Genomic DNA, 16,556 nt, shown 5'->3' with positions numbered 1-16,556 from the left:
GTTAACGTTGCTCCATCTTTTTGTAAAGAGTCATCATGATTGCATTAATCCAGAGAGTCACTCATGCGAGTGTGGTTGTTGATCAGAAAATAGTAGGGCAAATAAATACTGGGCTGCTGGTTTTGCTTGGTGTTGAAAAAGATGATGATGAGCAGAAAGCTAAACGTTTGTGTGAAAAAGTATTAGGCTACCGTATTTTTAGTGATGAACAAGGGAAAATGAACCTCAATGTTCAACAAGCGGGTGGTAGCTTGCTGGTGGTCTCTCAATTTACTTTAGCAGCTGATACCAAAAAAGGTATGCGGCCTAGTTTTTCAGGGGGAGCAGAGCCTGAAAGAGCAGATACCTTGTATCAATACTTTGTTGAACAAAGTCGCCAACAAGGGGTTGAAACACAAACGGGTGAATTTGCCGCTGACATGCAAGTGAATTTAACCAATGATGGCCCTGTCACCTTCTGGCTACAAGTGTGAGCCCATTTTTAAAGGGGGAAGCGATGTACCATTTACGTACACCGAAAGACGATATTGAATTTGCAACTTATTACCATTTTCGCTGGGAAATGTTGCGAAAACCGTTTAATCAACCCCTAGGTTCAGAAAAAGATGGTTATGATTTAACTGCACACCATCAAATGGTTGTGGATGATAAAAACCGTATTCTTGCCATTGGTCGTTTGTATATTAATGCTGACAACGAAGGCGCTATTCGTTTCTTAGCCGTTAACCCGGCAATGCAGGGGAAAGGGCTCGGTAAATTGATTATCATGGCGCTGGAGTCTGTTGCGCGGCAAGAAGGGGTAAAACGCATTGTATCAAGCGTTCGTGAAGAAGCAGTTCCATTTTTCAATAAAATGGGGTTTGAAACTCGCGGGCAAGTAGCAGGGCAGCTAAAAACGCCAGTGCGCCATTACTTGATGATCAAACCCATTGAGACATTGGACCAAATTCTGCATCGTCCAGACTGGTGTGGTGAGTTACAACAAGCCTGGTATAAGTATATTCCATTGAGTGAGAAAATGGGTGTTCGAATCGACCAATACACAGGAACTCGTTTTATTACCACCATGCCAGAAGCGGGCAACCAAAACCCTCATGAAACGATATTTGCGGGCAGCCAATTTTCATTAGCTACCCTAACAGGATGGGGGCTGATTTGGTTATTAATGCAAGAATACCAGCTTGGTGGTGATATTGTGTTAGTCGATGCCAGTATTCGTTATGGTAAGCCAGTAAGCGGTAGGCCGACAGCAACCGCGGACTTAGCCAATATGAGCGGTGACCTTGATCGCTTAGCGCGAGGTAGCAAGGCGCGAGTAAAACTGAACGTTGAGGTTAGTAACCCTGATGGTAAAGTAGGTGCTGTATTCAGCGGTGTTTATATGGTGTTACCTGTAGAAACAGCCAAGTAAAGTTACCCATTGAATATTAAAAAAGAAAGGCAGGTTCGATTGACCTGCCTTTTGTGTTTCTATGAATTGACCGTTTTTATTAATTGCTAAGTGCGGGGAGCGGTTCTGCCAAAGAAGGCTCAGTAGGCTGTAAATCGGTTTCGGACTCGACTGAAGAGGTGACAACCCCGTTCACAACAGTACGGAATAGGCGCTTACCTTGCAATGGTATGGCCATCAATTCCCCATTCAAACTTTTTTCCACTGATGGGGCGAGTAAATCACCTTGTAACGTTGCATCAAAGTCACCGATGACTTGAGCGGGGAAGCCTGCCCAACCCCATTGATTTAAATTGACGAGGTCAATATTAGAACCTGATGCTCTCAGTAAGAAGGGGACTTTTTTCGGCTCTTGTTTTACCAGCAAGCCAATTTTACTGATGCCTTTATCAGTACTGACCGTTAAGCTCGCCGCCGCTGAGGATTTACCACTTTGGCGCACTTCAATAAATGGCCGTCGTACGAGAATTTGGTTGATTGTGCCGCTATCTGCAGTGAATGTCGCTTTGCCACTCCAAACCCCCCACTGTTTTTGTTTAATCAAATCGACATTTTCAATATTGCCGCTTAGTGCGGTCAACTCGAATGGAAACTGTGGCTGGATATTCATCAAAAGTGATTGAGAAAGAGAGAATTTTTTGATGTTTAAACCAGATAACCACGCTGGGGCTGGTTTTGCGAAGAAGGATAACCAATTTTCAGGCAAGGTGTATAAGATACCGGCTAGTTTACCTTCGTCAATGGTCAGTATTTGATCATTACGTTGCCAAGACCCACTGAGGTTAAAGACACCTTTATTATAGTAACCTGATAACTTATTGATATTAAGGTTGTCGCCGTTAATATTCAGCTCACCAATCAAGGTGCTCAGTTGCTGGTCTTTCACGACGAATTGGTCGACATTAAAGCTAATATTGCTTTTGGGACTAGTCCAGCTTCCTCTCACGAAGCTGAGTTGGTCAATTTCGGTACTTAGGCCAGAAAGTGCCCAATCCTTTCCTTGAATATCAACGTTAGTTAATTCTACCTGTTTGATCTGCAGTGATTTTTCACTCGTTATTGCATCAAACAGTGAATCGAAATCAACATTATTTTCCCAGCCGACTTTATTCATGGTGAGGGAGTCAACCATGATAGAGCCATCGCTAAGTACCTTCCCAGCACCCGCAATATAGCCATTATTTAAGTAGGCACTTGCTTGGCTTACTTCTGTTCCTTGCTGCTGCAATTTACCGGTAATGGCAACATTCTTGAAGGAAAGGCCATTGAATTTTAATTGGTTAGAGGTAAATCGAAAATCACCGTAACCAAAAGGGGATTTTTCGGCGGGTTTCCAAGGGGTAATTCCTCCCGTGAAGCCAGTGACTTGCACAGTATCGTTGTCTTTTTTAAGCGTAATTTGGCTATTTTCAAATTGCAAAATATTTGCAGAAATAGGGAACAGCACCGTATTTGGTAAGACGGTTGTCGATAATGTTCCTTGAGTGATAACTAAACGTTTGATAGCCGTACCGCTAAATAGGTTTTGCCAATTAACATCAATTACGATTTGTTGTGAATCTAAAGAGAGATCGCTGTTTTTAGACGTTAATTTAACATCTTGGAAGATGAATTCACCGGGATTAGAAAACTCATGCCCCATAATTCCTACATCAATATCGTAGTCGGTAAATTTACTTAAAAATTGACTGGAGTAGGATGCACCCCAACGGGTTTGTAGCCCGATATAAGTAAAAATAAACAATAGCAGCAGTAACAAAAGTGCATAGGTAGTAAATTTGATTAACCATTTCACAGTTTACTGCTCCTTTGGTTTGTGGACGAATAGACACAGAAAGAAACCGTCTAATATAGCGACAATTTAAGGATAGCATACAGAAAAACCGCCAGAATGTTCAACACTGGCGGCTAGAATGAAAGATTATTTTTCGAGAGGGAAGACTAAATTCAGAACAATTGCAGTTAAACCACCCGCAGCAATCCCCGAAGAAAATAATGTTTTTAGCCAGTCAGGTGCGAATTGTAAAATCAAAGGTTGTTGTGAAACGCCCATACCCACTGCGAGAGAAAGGGCGATAATCATAATTGCACGGCGATTGAGTGGCTCGCGAGAGACTATCCTTACACCTGAAGCGGCGATGGTACCAAACATCACAATGGTTGCTCCGCCCAGCACAGGTTCGGGAATTTGTTGAACGAAGCCCGCAACGGCAGGGAACAACCCTAATAACACCAACATTAAAGCGACAATGTAGCCGACATAGCGGCTTGCCACCCCAGTTAATTGGATAACACCGTTGTTCTGCCCAAAGCAAGAGTTAGGGAAAGTATTAAATACCGCAGAAACCATTGAATTCAAACCATTGGCGAGTACGCCACCTTTAATTCGTTTCATGTATAAAGGGCCACGAACAGGTTGTTCTGATACGTCAGAAGTGGCGGTAATATCACCTATCGTTTCTAAAGAAGTCACCATAAAAATAAGAATTAATGGGATCAACAGGTTCCAGTCGAATGATAAGCCATAATAAAAAGGCTCAGGGACAGTAATAATTGGCTGATTGGCTTCCACGGGTTGCGCATTTGGCAACATATCCATCCACCAAGCGGCAAGGTAGCCAACCGCCATCGCGATGACGAGAGAAGCAACGCGCAAGTAAGGGTTTTTCTGGCGATTCAAGAGGATAATAACGGCTAATACAATCCCCGCTAAAATCAAGTAATCAGGGGAACCAAAAGTATTGTCACTAATAGCACCATAGCCACCACCAATGGACGTTAATCCCACTTGAATTAAGGACAATCCAATAATCATCACGACCACACCAGAAACCAGTGGTGTAATGACACGACGGGCTAGATGTAAAAAACGTGAAAGAATCACTTCGGTTAATGCGGCGACGAGTAAAGTACCAAACAAAGCTGCCATCATGGATGGGATATCAGCGCCACCTTGCTTGAGTGCAACGCCTCCCATAATTAAAGGTGCAACAAAGTTAAAACTGGTTCCTTGAATCGAAAGCAGGCCTGAGCCAATAGGGCCCCACGCGCGAATTTGAATTAAAGAAGCAATACCGGAGGCAAATAAAGACATACTGATGATGCGCTGAGTGTCGTGGGCTGGTAGCCCTAAAGCTTGGCAAATCAGCATTGCAGGGGTAATAACTGCGACAAACATCGCAAGAAGGTGTTGCCCGGCAGCAAATAAGGCTTGCGGCAGCGGTGGGCGGTCTTCTAATTTGTAGATGAGTTCGCTTTGCGTTTGTGTGGTCGCTTCAGTAGTTTGTTTTTCAGACGTCGCAGTATTCATTGCCTTCATTTCTCGCCAACAAAAAACGCATTGTAATGCGAGGATTTTAAAAAGCAATCGTTTGCGCGTAAAAAATATTGATCAATGTTAAATAAGGCTGTCACATTTTTATATCTTTTAACTTGTATTTATAACAGTTTTTTTTTCTAATCCTATAACCTGCTTTTGGCGTTTTAAGGAAGAAATTAACGTCTTACTAGTTTTTGATAATTTTAACAACAGACGAGGTACGTGAATGTATCATCTCGATGTCTACGGTACACTGGTAGCAGCTACCTTAGTATTATTGCTTGGGCGTAAACTGGTCAAATCAGTCCCTTTTCTTGAAAAATATACCATCCCTGAACCCGTTGCGGGTGGGTTGTTAGTTGCTTTTAGTCTTTTATTGCTTAAACAACTATTTGACTGGAGCCTTTCTTTTGACTTATCACTGCAAGAACCTATGATGCTGGCATTTTTTGCCACAATTGGTCTTAATGCCAACCTTGCCAGCTTAAAGGCTGGTGGTAAGGCATTGTTTATCTTCATTTTTGTGGTTGTCGGTTTATTACTTGTCCAAAATACAGTAGGGATTGCTCTTGCTGAATTATTGGGATTAGACCCGCTTATGGGGCTGTTAGCTGGCTCAATTACCTTATCCGGTGGTCATGGGACTGGCGCGGCATGGGGGAAAATTTTCACTGAAAATTATGGTTTCCAAAGTGCAACAGAAGTTGCAATGGCTTGTGCTACATTTGGGCTAGTTCTTGGTGGTTTAATCGGTGGACCTGTTGCTCGTTTCTTAACGCGAAATATTCCAACGCCTGGAACGGCTGAAGATGATAAAGACGTTCCAACTGCATTTGAAAAGCCGCAATCTGGGCGCATGATCACTTCAATGGTTTTAATTGAAACTATTGCACTGATCGCTATTTGCCTATTAGTGGGCAGCTTTATTGCAGGTCTGCTCGCTGACACGGTGTTCGCGTTACCTAAATTTGTGTGTGTATTATTTGTTGGGGTGATTTTAAGTAACAGTCTTTCGATTCTTGGCTTCTATCGCGTGTTTGACCGTGCCGTTTCTGTGATGGGGAACGTCAGCCTATCGTTATTCTTAGCGATGGCTTTGATGAGCTTGAAGTTATGGGAATTGGCGTCATTAGCAATCCCAATGATTGTTATTCTTGCAGTACAAGCCTGTGTGATGGCGGGATACGCTATTTTTGTCACTTTCCGTGTGATGGGCAAAAACTATGATGCTGCTATTTTAGCCGCAGGTCATTGTGGCTTTGGTCTTGGAGCTACACCAACAGCGATTGCGAATATGCAAGCAGTAACGGATAGGTTGGGTCCATCTCACCTTGCGTTCCTCGTGGTACCAATGGTTGGGGCATTCTTCATTGATATTGTTAATGCGATAGTCATTAAATTGTATTTAATGTTGCCAGTATTCCCAACGATTGCTGGGTAGTTTTTATTCAATAATAAATCAAGTAAAGCAGGTATTGCCGTGAAAATATTCACGGCAATTTTCGTTTTAAGGAATAAATAAAAAGAAGATATAAGATTTAAGCGTGGCTGTATTGTTCTCGCTCAGGTAACCAGCGCTCAATAAGTTGTTGTGCATTCTCAGGATAATTTTGTTGAATATGACGTGCAAGGCGTTGCACTTCTGGCAACATATATTGGTCACGTAATAAATCAGCAACTTTAAATTCTGCATTTCCTGTTTGCCTCGTACCCAATAATTCCCCAGGTCCACGAATTTCGAGATCTTTTTGGGCGATAACAAAGCCGTCATTGCTGTCTCGCAACACTTGTAGTCTTTGTTTTGCAGTATGGGTTAGCGGGGTTTTGTACAGCAATACACAGTGAGATGCGATAGCTCCACGGCCGACTCGCCCTCTTAGTTGGTGCAACTGAGCTAAACCAAGGCGCTCAGGGTTATCTATAATCATTAAACTTGCATTAGGCACATCAACGCCGACTTCAATGACTGTCGTTGCAACCAGTAGCTGAATTTCATTATTCTTGAATGCAGCCATAATACTTTGCTTTTCAGCAGGTTTCATTCGCCCATGGACTAGGCCAACTTTTAATTCAGGTAATGCCAGTGCGAGTTCTTCGCTGGTCACTTGAGCTGCTTGTGCTTCTAATAATTCAGAGTCTTCAATGAGTGTACAGACCCAATAGGCTTGGCGGCCTTCTTCAATACAGGCTTGGCGAACGCGTTCAATAATATCGTTACGGCGAGTGTCCGGAATGGCGACAGTGGTGACAGGTGTTCGACCTGGAGGAAGTTCATCGATGACTGAGGTATCTAAGTCTGCATAAGCTGTCATCGCCAATGTACGTGGGATTGGTGTAGCGGTCATAATCAATTGATGAGGGTGATACCCTTGTTGTTCACCTTTTTCACGCAGAGCGAGCCGCTGATGAACGCCAAAGCGATGTTGCTCATCAATGATAACGAGCCCCAGAGCTTTAAAGCTCACTTGCTCTTGGAAAATAGCGTGTGTTCCCACTATCATCGCAACGTCTCCATTTGCGATAGCATCTTGCTGTGCCTGACGTGCCTTACCCTTTTGTTTACCTGCGAGCCAACCGACTTTAATACCTAAAGGTTCTAACCATTGTTTGAACGTATTGGCATGTTGCTCTGCAAGAATTTCGGTAGGGGCCATCAAAGCCACTTGTTTGCCATTCTCGATAGCACAAACGGCTGCTAAGGCTGCAACGAGAGTTTTTCCTGACCCCACATCCCCTTGAATCAAGCGCATCATAGGGGCATCTTTAGCGAGGTCTGCTTCAATTTCGCCAACAACACGGTTTTGTGCATTTGTTGGTGAAAACGGTAATTGTGCGAGTAACTGAGATTTTAACTGACCACTTGTCACTAAAGGTTCAGCATATAGGCGTTCGTTGCCTGCACGGATGGCTAACATGCTGAGATGGTGAGCGAGTAGCTCTTCGAGGATTAGCCGTTTTTGAGCTGGGTGGTGTCCTTTTTCAAGTTCACTCAAAGCAACATTCGGGGGAGGGTTGTGTAATAAGCGAATGGCATCTGGTAAGCTTATTATGCCCCGGCTAAGTTCTTCCGGTAATAACTCCTTTATGTTCCCGCTCTCGAGTAATCCTAGCGCTTGCTCCATGACTTTGCGTAAAGTCACTTGGCGAACACCTTCAGTGGTTGGATAAACGGGCGTTAAGTTCTCTTGTAAGCTGATATTGCTAGTATCTTGCGAAACTTTATATTCAGGGTGAATGATTTCTGGCCCTGTATTTCCTCTGCGAACCTCCCCATAGGCAGTGACCTGTTTTCCTTCCGCTAAGTTATTTTTCATTGCCGCTGAAAAATTAAAAAAACGTAAAGTGAGGTTGCCTGTGCCATCGGAAATTAAGCAGGTCATCATTCTTTTGCGGCCAAATACGACTTTAGTTTGCAGTATTTCACCTGTAATCGTTGCAGTCGTGCCGGGTAGGAGATCTTTTATTTGATATAGACGGGTGTGGTCTTCATAGCGCAAAGGAAAATGGAGAAGAAGGTCTTGAACGGTGTTCAAACCGATTTTACGCATTTTTTCTGACTGGCTTGCTCCAATTCCGTGCAATGAAGTCAGTGAAATGGTATCAAGTAACCCATTATTCATAGTATTTCCTTTTATTTAACCAAACTGCTGTCTTTTCATTTTTTCGGTTAATTGCATTTGCGCCCACCACGTGTCATCAGCTTCAATTTGCCCTTGGGTATTGATAAATGGGCGAGGAAGTCCCTTACGTTTAGCAACTTCAGCCAGTACAGGATAACCGCCTTCAAATAACCAAGTTTGCTGTTCATCTGGAGAGAGTAGGCAATGTTCGCGCTCGTACATACCCGCTTGCTGCCGTTGCCGTTGTGCTTCATATAAAATCAATGCAGAAGCGACGGAAACATTCAAAGATTGCACCATGCCAGCCATTGGAATGATAATGTGTTTATCAGCCAATGCGAGGGCTTGTTGTGAAATCCCGGTTTTCTCTTGTCCCATCATAATACAAGTTGGCAAAGTATAATCAATTTCACGAAAATCAACGGCATGTTCCGACAAGTTAGTTGCTAAAACCTGCATGTTTTGTGATTTTATTTGGGAAATTGCTTCTTCGGTGGATGTGTGTGAAATAATTTTAACCCAGCTATTACTCCCCGCAGCAGAAGAAACGGACAGTTTGACCTGTTGGTCAGGCCAAATAGCATGAATTTGATGGATCCCTACGGCATCGGCACTGCGTACAATGGCAGAAACATTATGCGGTTTATGGATTTCTTCGAGACAGAGAGTTAGGTCGGGCTGCCGCATCGCCATCATTTGGCAAATGCGGCGATAGCGGCGTTCATTCATAGTTATTAATTAGGTATGGTCATTAATTACGGTTTCGGCTGACACGTAGAACGTCAGGCATAATACGGATTTTCCGCATTACATTTGCCAATTGAATCCGGTTTTTAGTCGTAAGGCGGATAAAGGCACAATATACACGGCCATCTTTCTCTTCTGTATTCATACTTTGAATACTTGAATTAGCGTCATTAATAGCGGCAGTTAAATTCGCTAAAGCGCCTTGATGGTTAATCATATCGACTTTAATTTCAGCGATAAAGTCGGCATCGGTGTCGTTATCCCATTCAACAGCCATAAATTTGTCGGGTTCTTTTTGATAACCACGGATGTTGCGGCAAGACTCATGATGGATAACCAGACCTTTTCCAGGACTAATATGCGCAACAATTGGGTCACCAGGAATCGGACGGCAACATTTTGCGAAAGTAATAAGAACGCCATCAGCTCCTTTAATGGATAGCTTATTGCGGCTTTCGACAACGGCCTGTTCTTCCGGTGTATTTTGTGGGTTATTTTGTAAATTACGTGCGACAACCACACTCATGGCATTACCCAACCCAATTTCAGCAAGCAAATCATCGATAGAATGCAGCTTCATACGGGCTAATTCTGCATCAATATTAGCTTGTGGGATATCAGTGAGTTTATTTCCTGCCCCTAACGCATGGTTGAGTAAACGACGACCTAAATTAATAGAATCTTCACGTTTTAAGTTTTTCAATAACTGACGAATTTTGGCTCGCGCTTTTGAGCTGACAACAAAATTGAGCCAAGCCGCATTTGGACGTGCACCTGGTGCGGTAATAATTTCGACAGTTTGACCACTCGTAAGGGATTGCGAAAGTGGGTAAGGTTGGCGATCAACGCGTGCGCCGACGCAAGCATGACCAATATCTGTGTGTACCGCGTAGGCAAAGTCAACAGGTGTGGCACCAGTAGGTAACTCCACAATGCGGCCTTCAGGGGTGAAAACGTAGATTTCATCTGGAAATAGATCCGATTTAACGCTTTCAATAAATTCAAATGAGCTACCTGCACTTTGTTGTAATTCAAGTAAGCTTTGCATCCAACGTTGAGCCCTAACTTGTGCAGTAGTACCTTGTTCACCTTGCTCTTTATAGGCCCAATGTGCAGCAACCCCCATCTCAGCCATTTGGTCCATGTCTTCTGTACGAATTTGCACTTCGACAGGAACACCATGCGGCCCTATCAGGGAGGTATGTAATGATTGATAGCCGTTGGCTTTAGGGATGGCAATATAGTCTTTGATACGCCCCGGGCGCGGTTTATACAAACTATGCATCTGACCTAAAACGCGGTAGCAAGTATCTACATCTTTCACAATTACCCTAAAAGCATAGATATCCATAATAGAATGGAAACGTTGCTCTTTTTGGTGCATTTTGCGATAGATGGAATAAAGATGTTTTTCTCTGCCACTCACGCGACAAGGAACACCAGCCTCAGTTAGCCTACCGTCAATTTCTGAGAGAATTTTTTGGATCATCTCTTTTCGGTTACCGCGAGCAGCCTTGACGACTTCCTTAATAACACGATAACGGTTGGGATATAACGCTTCAAAACCAAGCTCTTCAAGCTCTGTTTTAATGTGGTGTATACCTAGCCTGTGGGCTAACGGGCTATATATTTCAAGGGTTTCACGTGCGATGCGTCGACGCTTATCGGGCCTAAGTGACCCTAACGTGCGCATGTTGTGAGTGCGGTCTGCCAGTTTTATCAAAATGACACGGATATCTTTTACCATTGCCATGATCATTTTGCGGAAATTTTCTGCTTGAGCTTCTTTTTTGTCGCGAAAGTTGAGCTTGTCTAGTTTGGATACGCCTTCAACGAGACCGGCGACGGTGGTACCAAACAATTCTTCTATGTCTTGAAATGTCGCTGGAGTATCTTCAATCACATCATGAAGTAGCGCTGCCATTAGTGTTTCATGGTCCAAGCGCATCTCAGCAAGAATACAAGCAACAGCAACTGGGTGAGTAATATAGGGCTCACCACTCGAACGGGTCTGTCCTTCATGGGCATCCCGTGCAACAACATAGGCTTTTCTTAGTAATTCAACTTGTTCTTTAGGAAGATACTTTTGAATGACTAAATTAAGGCTTTCAAACAGATACAAGGCAGACCCACCTTAGTGATTAGCGACGACCTTCAGCGATTGCAGAAACTGCTTGCATTTCAGCCGCTTCTTGCTCTTGCTGTTCTTGGCGTTCACGCACATCTAAAATGTGACCGTTGATTAAACCTTCTTCTACTTCACGTAATGCGATAACAGTATATTTATCATTTTCTTCAGGAACTAAAGGGTCTTTTCCACCCGTTTGTAACTGACGAGCTCTACGTGCCGCAACCAATACGAGGTCAAAACGGTTACCAATTTTCTCTACTGCGTCTTGAACAGTTACGCGTGCCATAAGTGTGCTACTCCAAAGAAATAAAAAAATGACCTGATATGATACTGAAACTATGCTCAGTCTGCTAGTAATTTGCTGATTAAAGCATCATGTCGCTGAACTTGACGCTCTAACTTTAAACGCTCAGTACGGATGATAGATTGTAAATCGCTCAGCGCGGTATTGAAATCATCATTAACAATAAGGTAATCATACTCGTTGAAATGTTCAATTTCACCTACTGCTTGTGACATCCGTTTTTCAATAACGTCATCGCTGTCTTGTCCGCGCCCTCTTAGGCGACGATAAAGTTCATCTTTTGATGGTGGGAGAATAAAAATGCTGCGTGCTTCAGGCATTGTAGCCCTAATTTGCTGCGCTCCCTGCCAATCGATATCAAGAAACACATCCACACCGCTGTTTAATACATCTTTAATGATGGGTTTGGACGTCCCATAATAATTCCCAAAAACGCATGCATGTTCTAGGAATTCACCTTTGTCGACCATTTGTAAAAAATCAGTTTCAGATACAAAAAAATAGTGCTCGCCGTGAACTTCCCCTGGACGCGCAGCTCGAGTTGTATGAGAAACGGAAACTTGAGTGTCATACAGTGGTTGTGTTTTTAATAAAGCCTGAATCAGACTTGATTTCCCTGCACCACTAGGGGCAGAAACAATATATAACGTGCCTTGTATCATGATGATTTCTTGAATAGTCGAGGATTAAACATAAAAGATGGAGATAAACCCGACATAGTATACACGGACTTGCATCAACATGCAGCGATATCAATAAATCATGAATTTTAATTAAATGAATTTGATGAGTAACTAAATTGTGAACAGGCTCGAGAAATTAACTTATTACTGATGAAAGCAACATTCGTTTTGCGAAGCTTTTTACAAATAATTCTTTTTACAGAGGCAGAGTGAGGGAAGTTGTTCCATGCTTAGTGAATGAGGGCAAAATACTTTAAAGGAATGGCATCCCAATGGATTAGTAATAACTGGGAATAGTTATAACAAGGAATAGTTATGATTTATATTTTGTATGGTTATTGGTTAGCATCAGCTTATAGGTTAGGTGGGTTAATTATTGGGGTAATGGCGTGTATTAATATTGCCCAAGCATCGCAGCAAGGTGCTATTAATGAACAGTGTGAAGGACAAAATAGTAAAATAATAAGGCAGGAGAGTTATCGTCTAGGTAAACAATTACAGCAGTGGAACCAAACTTACCGTTTGGCTGGTAGCAGTTCGATTAGTGACGAAGCTTATGATCAGCTCTTTAATTTGTGGCGTTCTTTACAGCGATGTCAGCAACTCCCTGAAGTATTACCAGATGTACAACTACCTGAAAAATCCAAATTGACTATGCATCCTATTCCTCATACAGGGTTGAAGAAGCTCAATGAGTCAGAGGTTTATAGTTGGGTAGCAACACGTAAAAATATTTGGTTGCAACCTAAAGTTGATGGTGTAGCGGTAACATTGGTTTATAAAAATGGCAAGCTTATCTCTATGATTAGTAGAGGAAATAGTATTGAAGGAATAGAGTGGCGAGCAAAAGCAGACTTTATTCCTGCTATACCTAAACAAATTAAATATTCAGGTATGTTAGTCCTTCAAGGTGAACTATTTTGGCGTATGAATGGGCATATTCAAGCTAAAAGTGGGGGAGTAAACGCTCGTAATAAGATAGCGGGGTGGTTAATGCGCAAAAATACCCCAACCGTTCCCGAAGAAAATATTGGTATTTTTATTTGGGCATGGCCAGCGGGAGATGCTAATCCAAAAACACAGTTAACATTACTTTCTGAAATAGGTTTTCCGCTAGCTGAGCAATATAGCCATAAAATTGAGAATGAAACCCAAGCTAAACAACTGAGGGAATACTATTATCAAGGCCAATTGCCATTTGCTACTGATGGCGTAGTGCTTAAAAATTTTCCAGCGCCAGCGGCATCAGCTTGGCAATCAAAACAAAATAGTTGGGCAATTGCCTGGAAGTATCCATTACGTAGTGTGTTATCAGAGGTTACTAAACTCAAATTCAATATAGGCAGAACAGGAAAAGTTAGTGTCGTTACCGAGATAATCCCCATCAATATTGATTCGAAAACTATTTCAAAGGTAAATGCTGGCTCATTATCATCATGGGAAAAACGAGATTTACTGGTTGGAGATATAATACTTGTCTCTCTTTCAGGGCTAGGAAGCCCAAAGATTGAAGAAGTTGTTTGGCGGCGAGAGAAGCGCGAATATCCAAATGTATCAACATTAAAGCAATTTCATGCACTCAGTTGCCTGACTTATACGATAGATTGCTCACAGCAATTTGTCGCAAGGTTAACATGGCTAGGTAAACAACTCAGTATTCGAGGCATAAATCAAGCAACATGGCGCCAGTGGGCAGAGAGCCATAATCTTACTCAACTAACAACTTGGTTGTCAGAACAATGGCAAAGTGATTTACCTAAAGGCAAAAAGCACCAAATGTTAGTAAAACAACTGAAAATGGCAAAGGCTCAACCTATTTCGCTGTGGTTAAAAGGCCTAGCGATTCCACTACCTAAATTACAAATAGAAAGAGTCAGTGATATAGGTATGCTGTATGATTCTTCATGGGTTAACAGTATAAATTTGACTGAGTTGCAAAAGAAAAAATTAGCTAATTGGTTAGCGGAACCGGAAATTCAATCTATTTTACGTATCTTGTCAGATGCGCAAGCTACTCAGCCATCAATAGCAAACGATTAATGGCTGAAGCAGTGAGGCTAATCTTGATTTTCGTAATTAAAGATAGGCAAACCAAGACGATAACGAATGGCGATTAGCCTTGCACTTAAGCCAACAACGAGTGTGATAATTACCACAATATCTTTAGGTAGAGGAGTTTGTAATAGTCCGATATAGATCCAAGCGGCGGCGAAAGAGACACCAGCATAGACCTCTTTTTGGAAAACTAAAGGGATTGTGTTGCACAGCATGTCTCTTAACACGCCACCAAAAACACCCGTAATTACTGCTGCGATGGCAGCGATGATCGGGCTATAGTTCATATCGAGGGCAATTTGGGCGCCGAGTATAGAAAATACAATGAGCCCGATAGCATCTAATATGAGGAATAACCGGCGTAAATGTTTCATCATAGGCGCTATCCAAATTGTCACAATAGCGGCGCCTGCAACAGTCAGGATATACTCAGGGTGTTCCACCCAGCCTAAAGGGTAATGGCCAAGTAAAATATCACGGACGGAACCACCACCAATTGCCGTTGCAGACGCAATAATGATGACGCCAAAGACATCCATTTTTCGCCTGCCTGCTGCAAGTGCTCCAGTCATGGCTTCTGCGGTGATACCAATAATATAAAGTACACTTAATAACATGGTAGTTTTGTTCAAGACTAAGGTTATTGCTAAAGGGTAATATTACTTGTGAAACTTCTCGACTGAGATTTTCTAGTATTGACTAAACTAGATTAGTTAAAGTAATCCGATAGCGATATTAAATGATGTCAAAGGATAACAGATTGAATAATAAATTGCCCTATAAAGAAACACGTTTAACATACGATGAGCGAAGCCATCAACTAACGAACATTAATATTTGGACTCCAGATAGCCAGTGGTTAGCTTATGATATACGACCAAGCGGTAGCTCTTTTACCGGTTTATCTATAGAAAAAATTCATGTAAAAACATTACAGACCGTTGAAATTTATCACGCAAGCCATGGAGCTCACGTTGGAGTGGTAACGGTAAGTCCTCAACTACCAATTCAATATGCTTTTATCCATGGTCCTGAGCACCCAGATGAACAGTGGCAATATGACTTTCACCATCGAAGAGGGGTGTATGTTAAAGAAGAGCAATTAAATATAGCTCACCCAATTGATGCAATGTGTATTACCCCTCCTTATTTAGTGGGTGCATTACGTGGAGGCACTCATGTCCATGTTTATAGTCCAGACGGAAAGTGGCTGAGTTTTACCTATAACGACCACGTAATGCATGAATTAGATGTGCAATTAGACCAACGAAATGTCGCAATTGCAGTACCTATTGGGCCCGTTAATGTGAGCCCTAAAAAACATTTTCGAGAATATAATGGCGATTACTTTTGTTGTGTTGTGACGCGAACAACGCAACAACCTAAACCAAGCAGCGATGAAATTAGCCGTGCATATGAAGAGGGTTGGGTAGGTCAAAAAGGCTATCAAAAAGAGAATGGAAAGTGGCAGGAAAGAGCGCTGGTGTTTATTGGCGATACTCATTCTACAGATGGAGAAATTATTCCTGAGATCTACATTGTCGATCTGCCTTCACAGCCGGAGGATTTCATGGTTGCGGGGGAATTTCCTATCCAAGGAACAGAGTCGAGTATGCCTTCCCCACCAAAAGGTATAAAGCAAAGGCGCTTAACCTATACGCACAATAGAAAATTTCCGGGTTTATCAAAAACCCCTAGGCATTGGCTTAGAACTTCGCCAGATGGTAAATCGATCGCTTGTTTGATGAATGATGATGGCGGTAATGCTCAGTTATGGTTAGTTGATACGCTAACTGGAATACAAAGGCAAATAACGCATGGTTCTTCACCGGTTCAGTCTGCTTTTAGCTGGGATAGTAAAGGTCAGCACATCTGCTTTATTCGTGACAATAGTGTCATGTATTGCCATGTCGTGACCGGAGCCATACAAAAATTAACACAACGGACTGAACTTGCTCCTGTTGCTGATGCAGTTGTATTTTCACCTAATGATGAGTTGATCGCATTTATGCGTGATATTGATGGATTTAGGCAAATTTATACAGTAGAAACTGGTTTAAATCAGCAAATGAAATAGTTAGATTACTACAATTACGAATAAACAAGTCCTGATTAACTTTTTTATTTGTAATTGTTTTTATTTTACTCTAATTGGTGTTTAGAACACTTAATTGCTAATTATTCATATGTTGAGTACAAAGACACTTATAAATAAAACATTTAGCTAAAAATAGTTCTTATCAAAAT

Annotated in this window: 13 protein-coding genes; 5 read left to right on the top strand and 8 right to left on the bottom strand. The window is 42.2% G+C overall.

Features of this window, described 5'->3' with window-relative positions; all coding sequences use genetic code 11:
• Nucleotides 1-35 precede the first annotated feature (35 nt).
• Nucleotides 36-473, top strand: a complete 438-nt coding sequence (gene dtd / locus PSF09_RS15155) for a D-aminoacyl-tRNA deacylase (RefSeq protein ID WP_210845111.1) — start codon at nt 36-38, stop codon at nt 471-473.
• 23 nt (nt 474-496) lie between these two features.
• Nucleotides 497-1,411, top strand: a complete 915-nt coding sequence (fabY, locus tag PSF09_RS15150; protein ID WP_272684093.1) for a fatty acid biosynthesis protein FabY — start codon at nt 497-499, stop codon at nt 1,409-1,411.
• A 79-nt stretch (nt 1,412-1,490) separates the two neighbouring features.
• Here the strand turns inward: fabY and PSF09_RS15145 are convergent, their stop codons facing one another.
• Nucleotides 1,491-3,245: an AsmA family protein gene (locus tag PSF09_RS15145; RefSeq protein WP_272684092.1), complete on the bottom strand. Its 1,755-nt coding sequence runs from the start codon at nt 3,243-3,245 to the stop codon at nt 1,491-1,493.
• 126 nt (nt 3,246-3,371) lie between these two features.
• Nucleotides 3,372-4,760 carry a uracil-xanthine permease family protein gene (locus PSF09_RS15140; protein WP_004266089.1) on the bottom strand — a complete coding sequence of 463 codons (1,389 nt, stop codon included), beginning with the start codon at nt 4,758-4,760 and terminating at the stop codon, nt 3,372-3,374.
• A gap of 235 nt (nt 4,761-4,995) precedes the next feature.
• Between PSF09_RS15140 and gltS the strand changes: the two genes are divergently transcribed.
• The gene (gene gltS, locus PSF09_RS15135; protein WP_210837946.1) at nt 4,996-6,210 is read left to right on the top strand and encodes a sodium/glutamate symporter; all 1,215 of its coding nucleotides are present in this window, start codon (nt 4,996-4,998) and stop codon (nt 6,208-6,210) included.
• Nucleotides 6,211-6,307: 97 nt separating this feature from the next.
• Here the strand turns inward: gltS and recG are convergent, their stop codons facing one another.
• Genes recG through gmk form a run of 5 tightly spaced genes read right to left on the bottom strand, consistent with a single transcriptional unit; the run spans nt 6,308 to nt 12,233 of the window.
• A complete protein-coding gene (gene recG, locus PSF09_RS15130; RefSeq protein ID WP_272684091.1) occupies nt 6,308-8,389 on the bottom strand; it encodes an ATP-dependent DNA helicase RecG in 2,082 nt (693 codons plus the stop codon).
• 15 nt (nt 8,390-8,404) lie between these two features.
• Nucleotides 8,405-9,118: a tRNA (guanosine(18)-2'-O)-methyltransferase TrmH gene (gene trmH / locus PSF09_RS15125; RefSeq protein ID WP_272666040.1), complete on the bottom strand. Its 714-nt coding sequence runs from the start codon at nt 9,116-9,118 to the stop codon at nt 8,405-8,407.
• Nucleotides 9,119-9,140: 22 nt separating this feature from the next.
• A complete protein-coding gene (gene spoT, locus PSF09_RS15120; protein WP_210837953.1) occupies nt 9,141-11,258 on the bottom strand; it encodes a bifunctional GTP diphosphokinase/guanosine-3',5'-bis pyrophosphate 3'-pyrophosphohydrolase in 2,118 nt (705 codons plus the stop codon).
• Between the two features lie 19 nt (nt 11,259-11,277).
• Nucleotides 11,278-11,553 carry a DNA-directed RNA polymerase subunit omega gene (rpoZ, locus tag PSF09_RS15115; protein WP_004262665.1) on the bottom strand — a complete coding sequence of 92 codons (276 nt, stop codon included), beginning with the start codon at nt 11,551-11,553 and terminating at the stop codon, nt 11,278-11,280.
• A 56-nt stretch (nt 11,554-11,609) separates the two neighbouring features.
• Nucleotides 11,610-12,233, bottom strand: a complete 624-nt coding sequence (gene gmk, locus PSF09_RS15110) for a guanylate kinase (protein WP_210837955.1) — start codon at nt 12,231-12,233, stop codon at nt 11,610-11,612.
• Between the two features lie 336 nt (nt 12,234-12,569).
• Between gmk and ligB the strand changes: the two genes are divergently transcribed.
• A complete protein-coding gene (ligB, locus tag PSF09_RS15105) occupies nt 12,570-14,294 on the top strand; it encodes an NAD-dependent DNA ligase LigB (protein ID WP_272684090.1) in 1,725 nt (574 codons plus the stop codon).
• Between the two features lie 17 nt (nt 14,295-14,311).
• Here the strand turns inward: ligB and PSF09_RS15100 are convergent, their stop codons facing one another.
• The gene (locus PSF09_RS15100) at nt 14,312-14,926 is read right to left on the bottom strand and encodes a trimeric intracellular cation channel family protein (RefSeq protein WP_004266070.1); all 615 of its coding nucleotides are present in this window, start codon (nt 14,924-14,926) and stop codon (nt 14,312-14,314) included.
• A 122-nt stretch (nt 14,927-15,048) separates the two neighbouring features.
• On the opposite strand from PSF09_RS15100, the gene PSF09_RS15095 reads away from it, so the two are divergent.
• Nucleotides 15,049-16,386 carry a DUF3748 domain-containing protein gene (locus PSF09_RS15095; RefSeq protein WP_272666038.1) on the top strand — a complete coding sequence of 446 codons (1,338 nt, stop codon included), beginning with the start codon at nt 15,049-15,051 and terminating at the stop codon, nt 16,384-16,386.
• Nucleotides 16,387-16,556 lie beyond the last annotated feature (170 nt).

It is taken from the genome of Providencia sp. PROV141 (assembly GCF_028481645.1).
GTDB lineage: Bacteria > Pseudomonadota > Gammaproteobacteria > Enterobacterales > Enterobacteriaceae > Providencia > Providencia rettgeri.
Note: the sequence above shows the minus strand (reverse complement) of the source record. Positions and strands in the feature narration are given on the sequence as shown.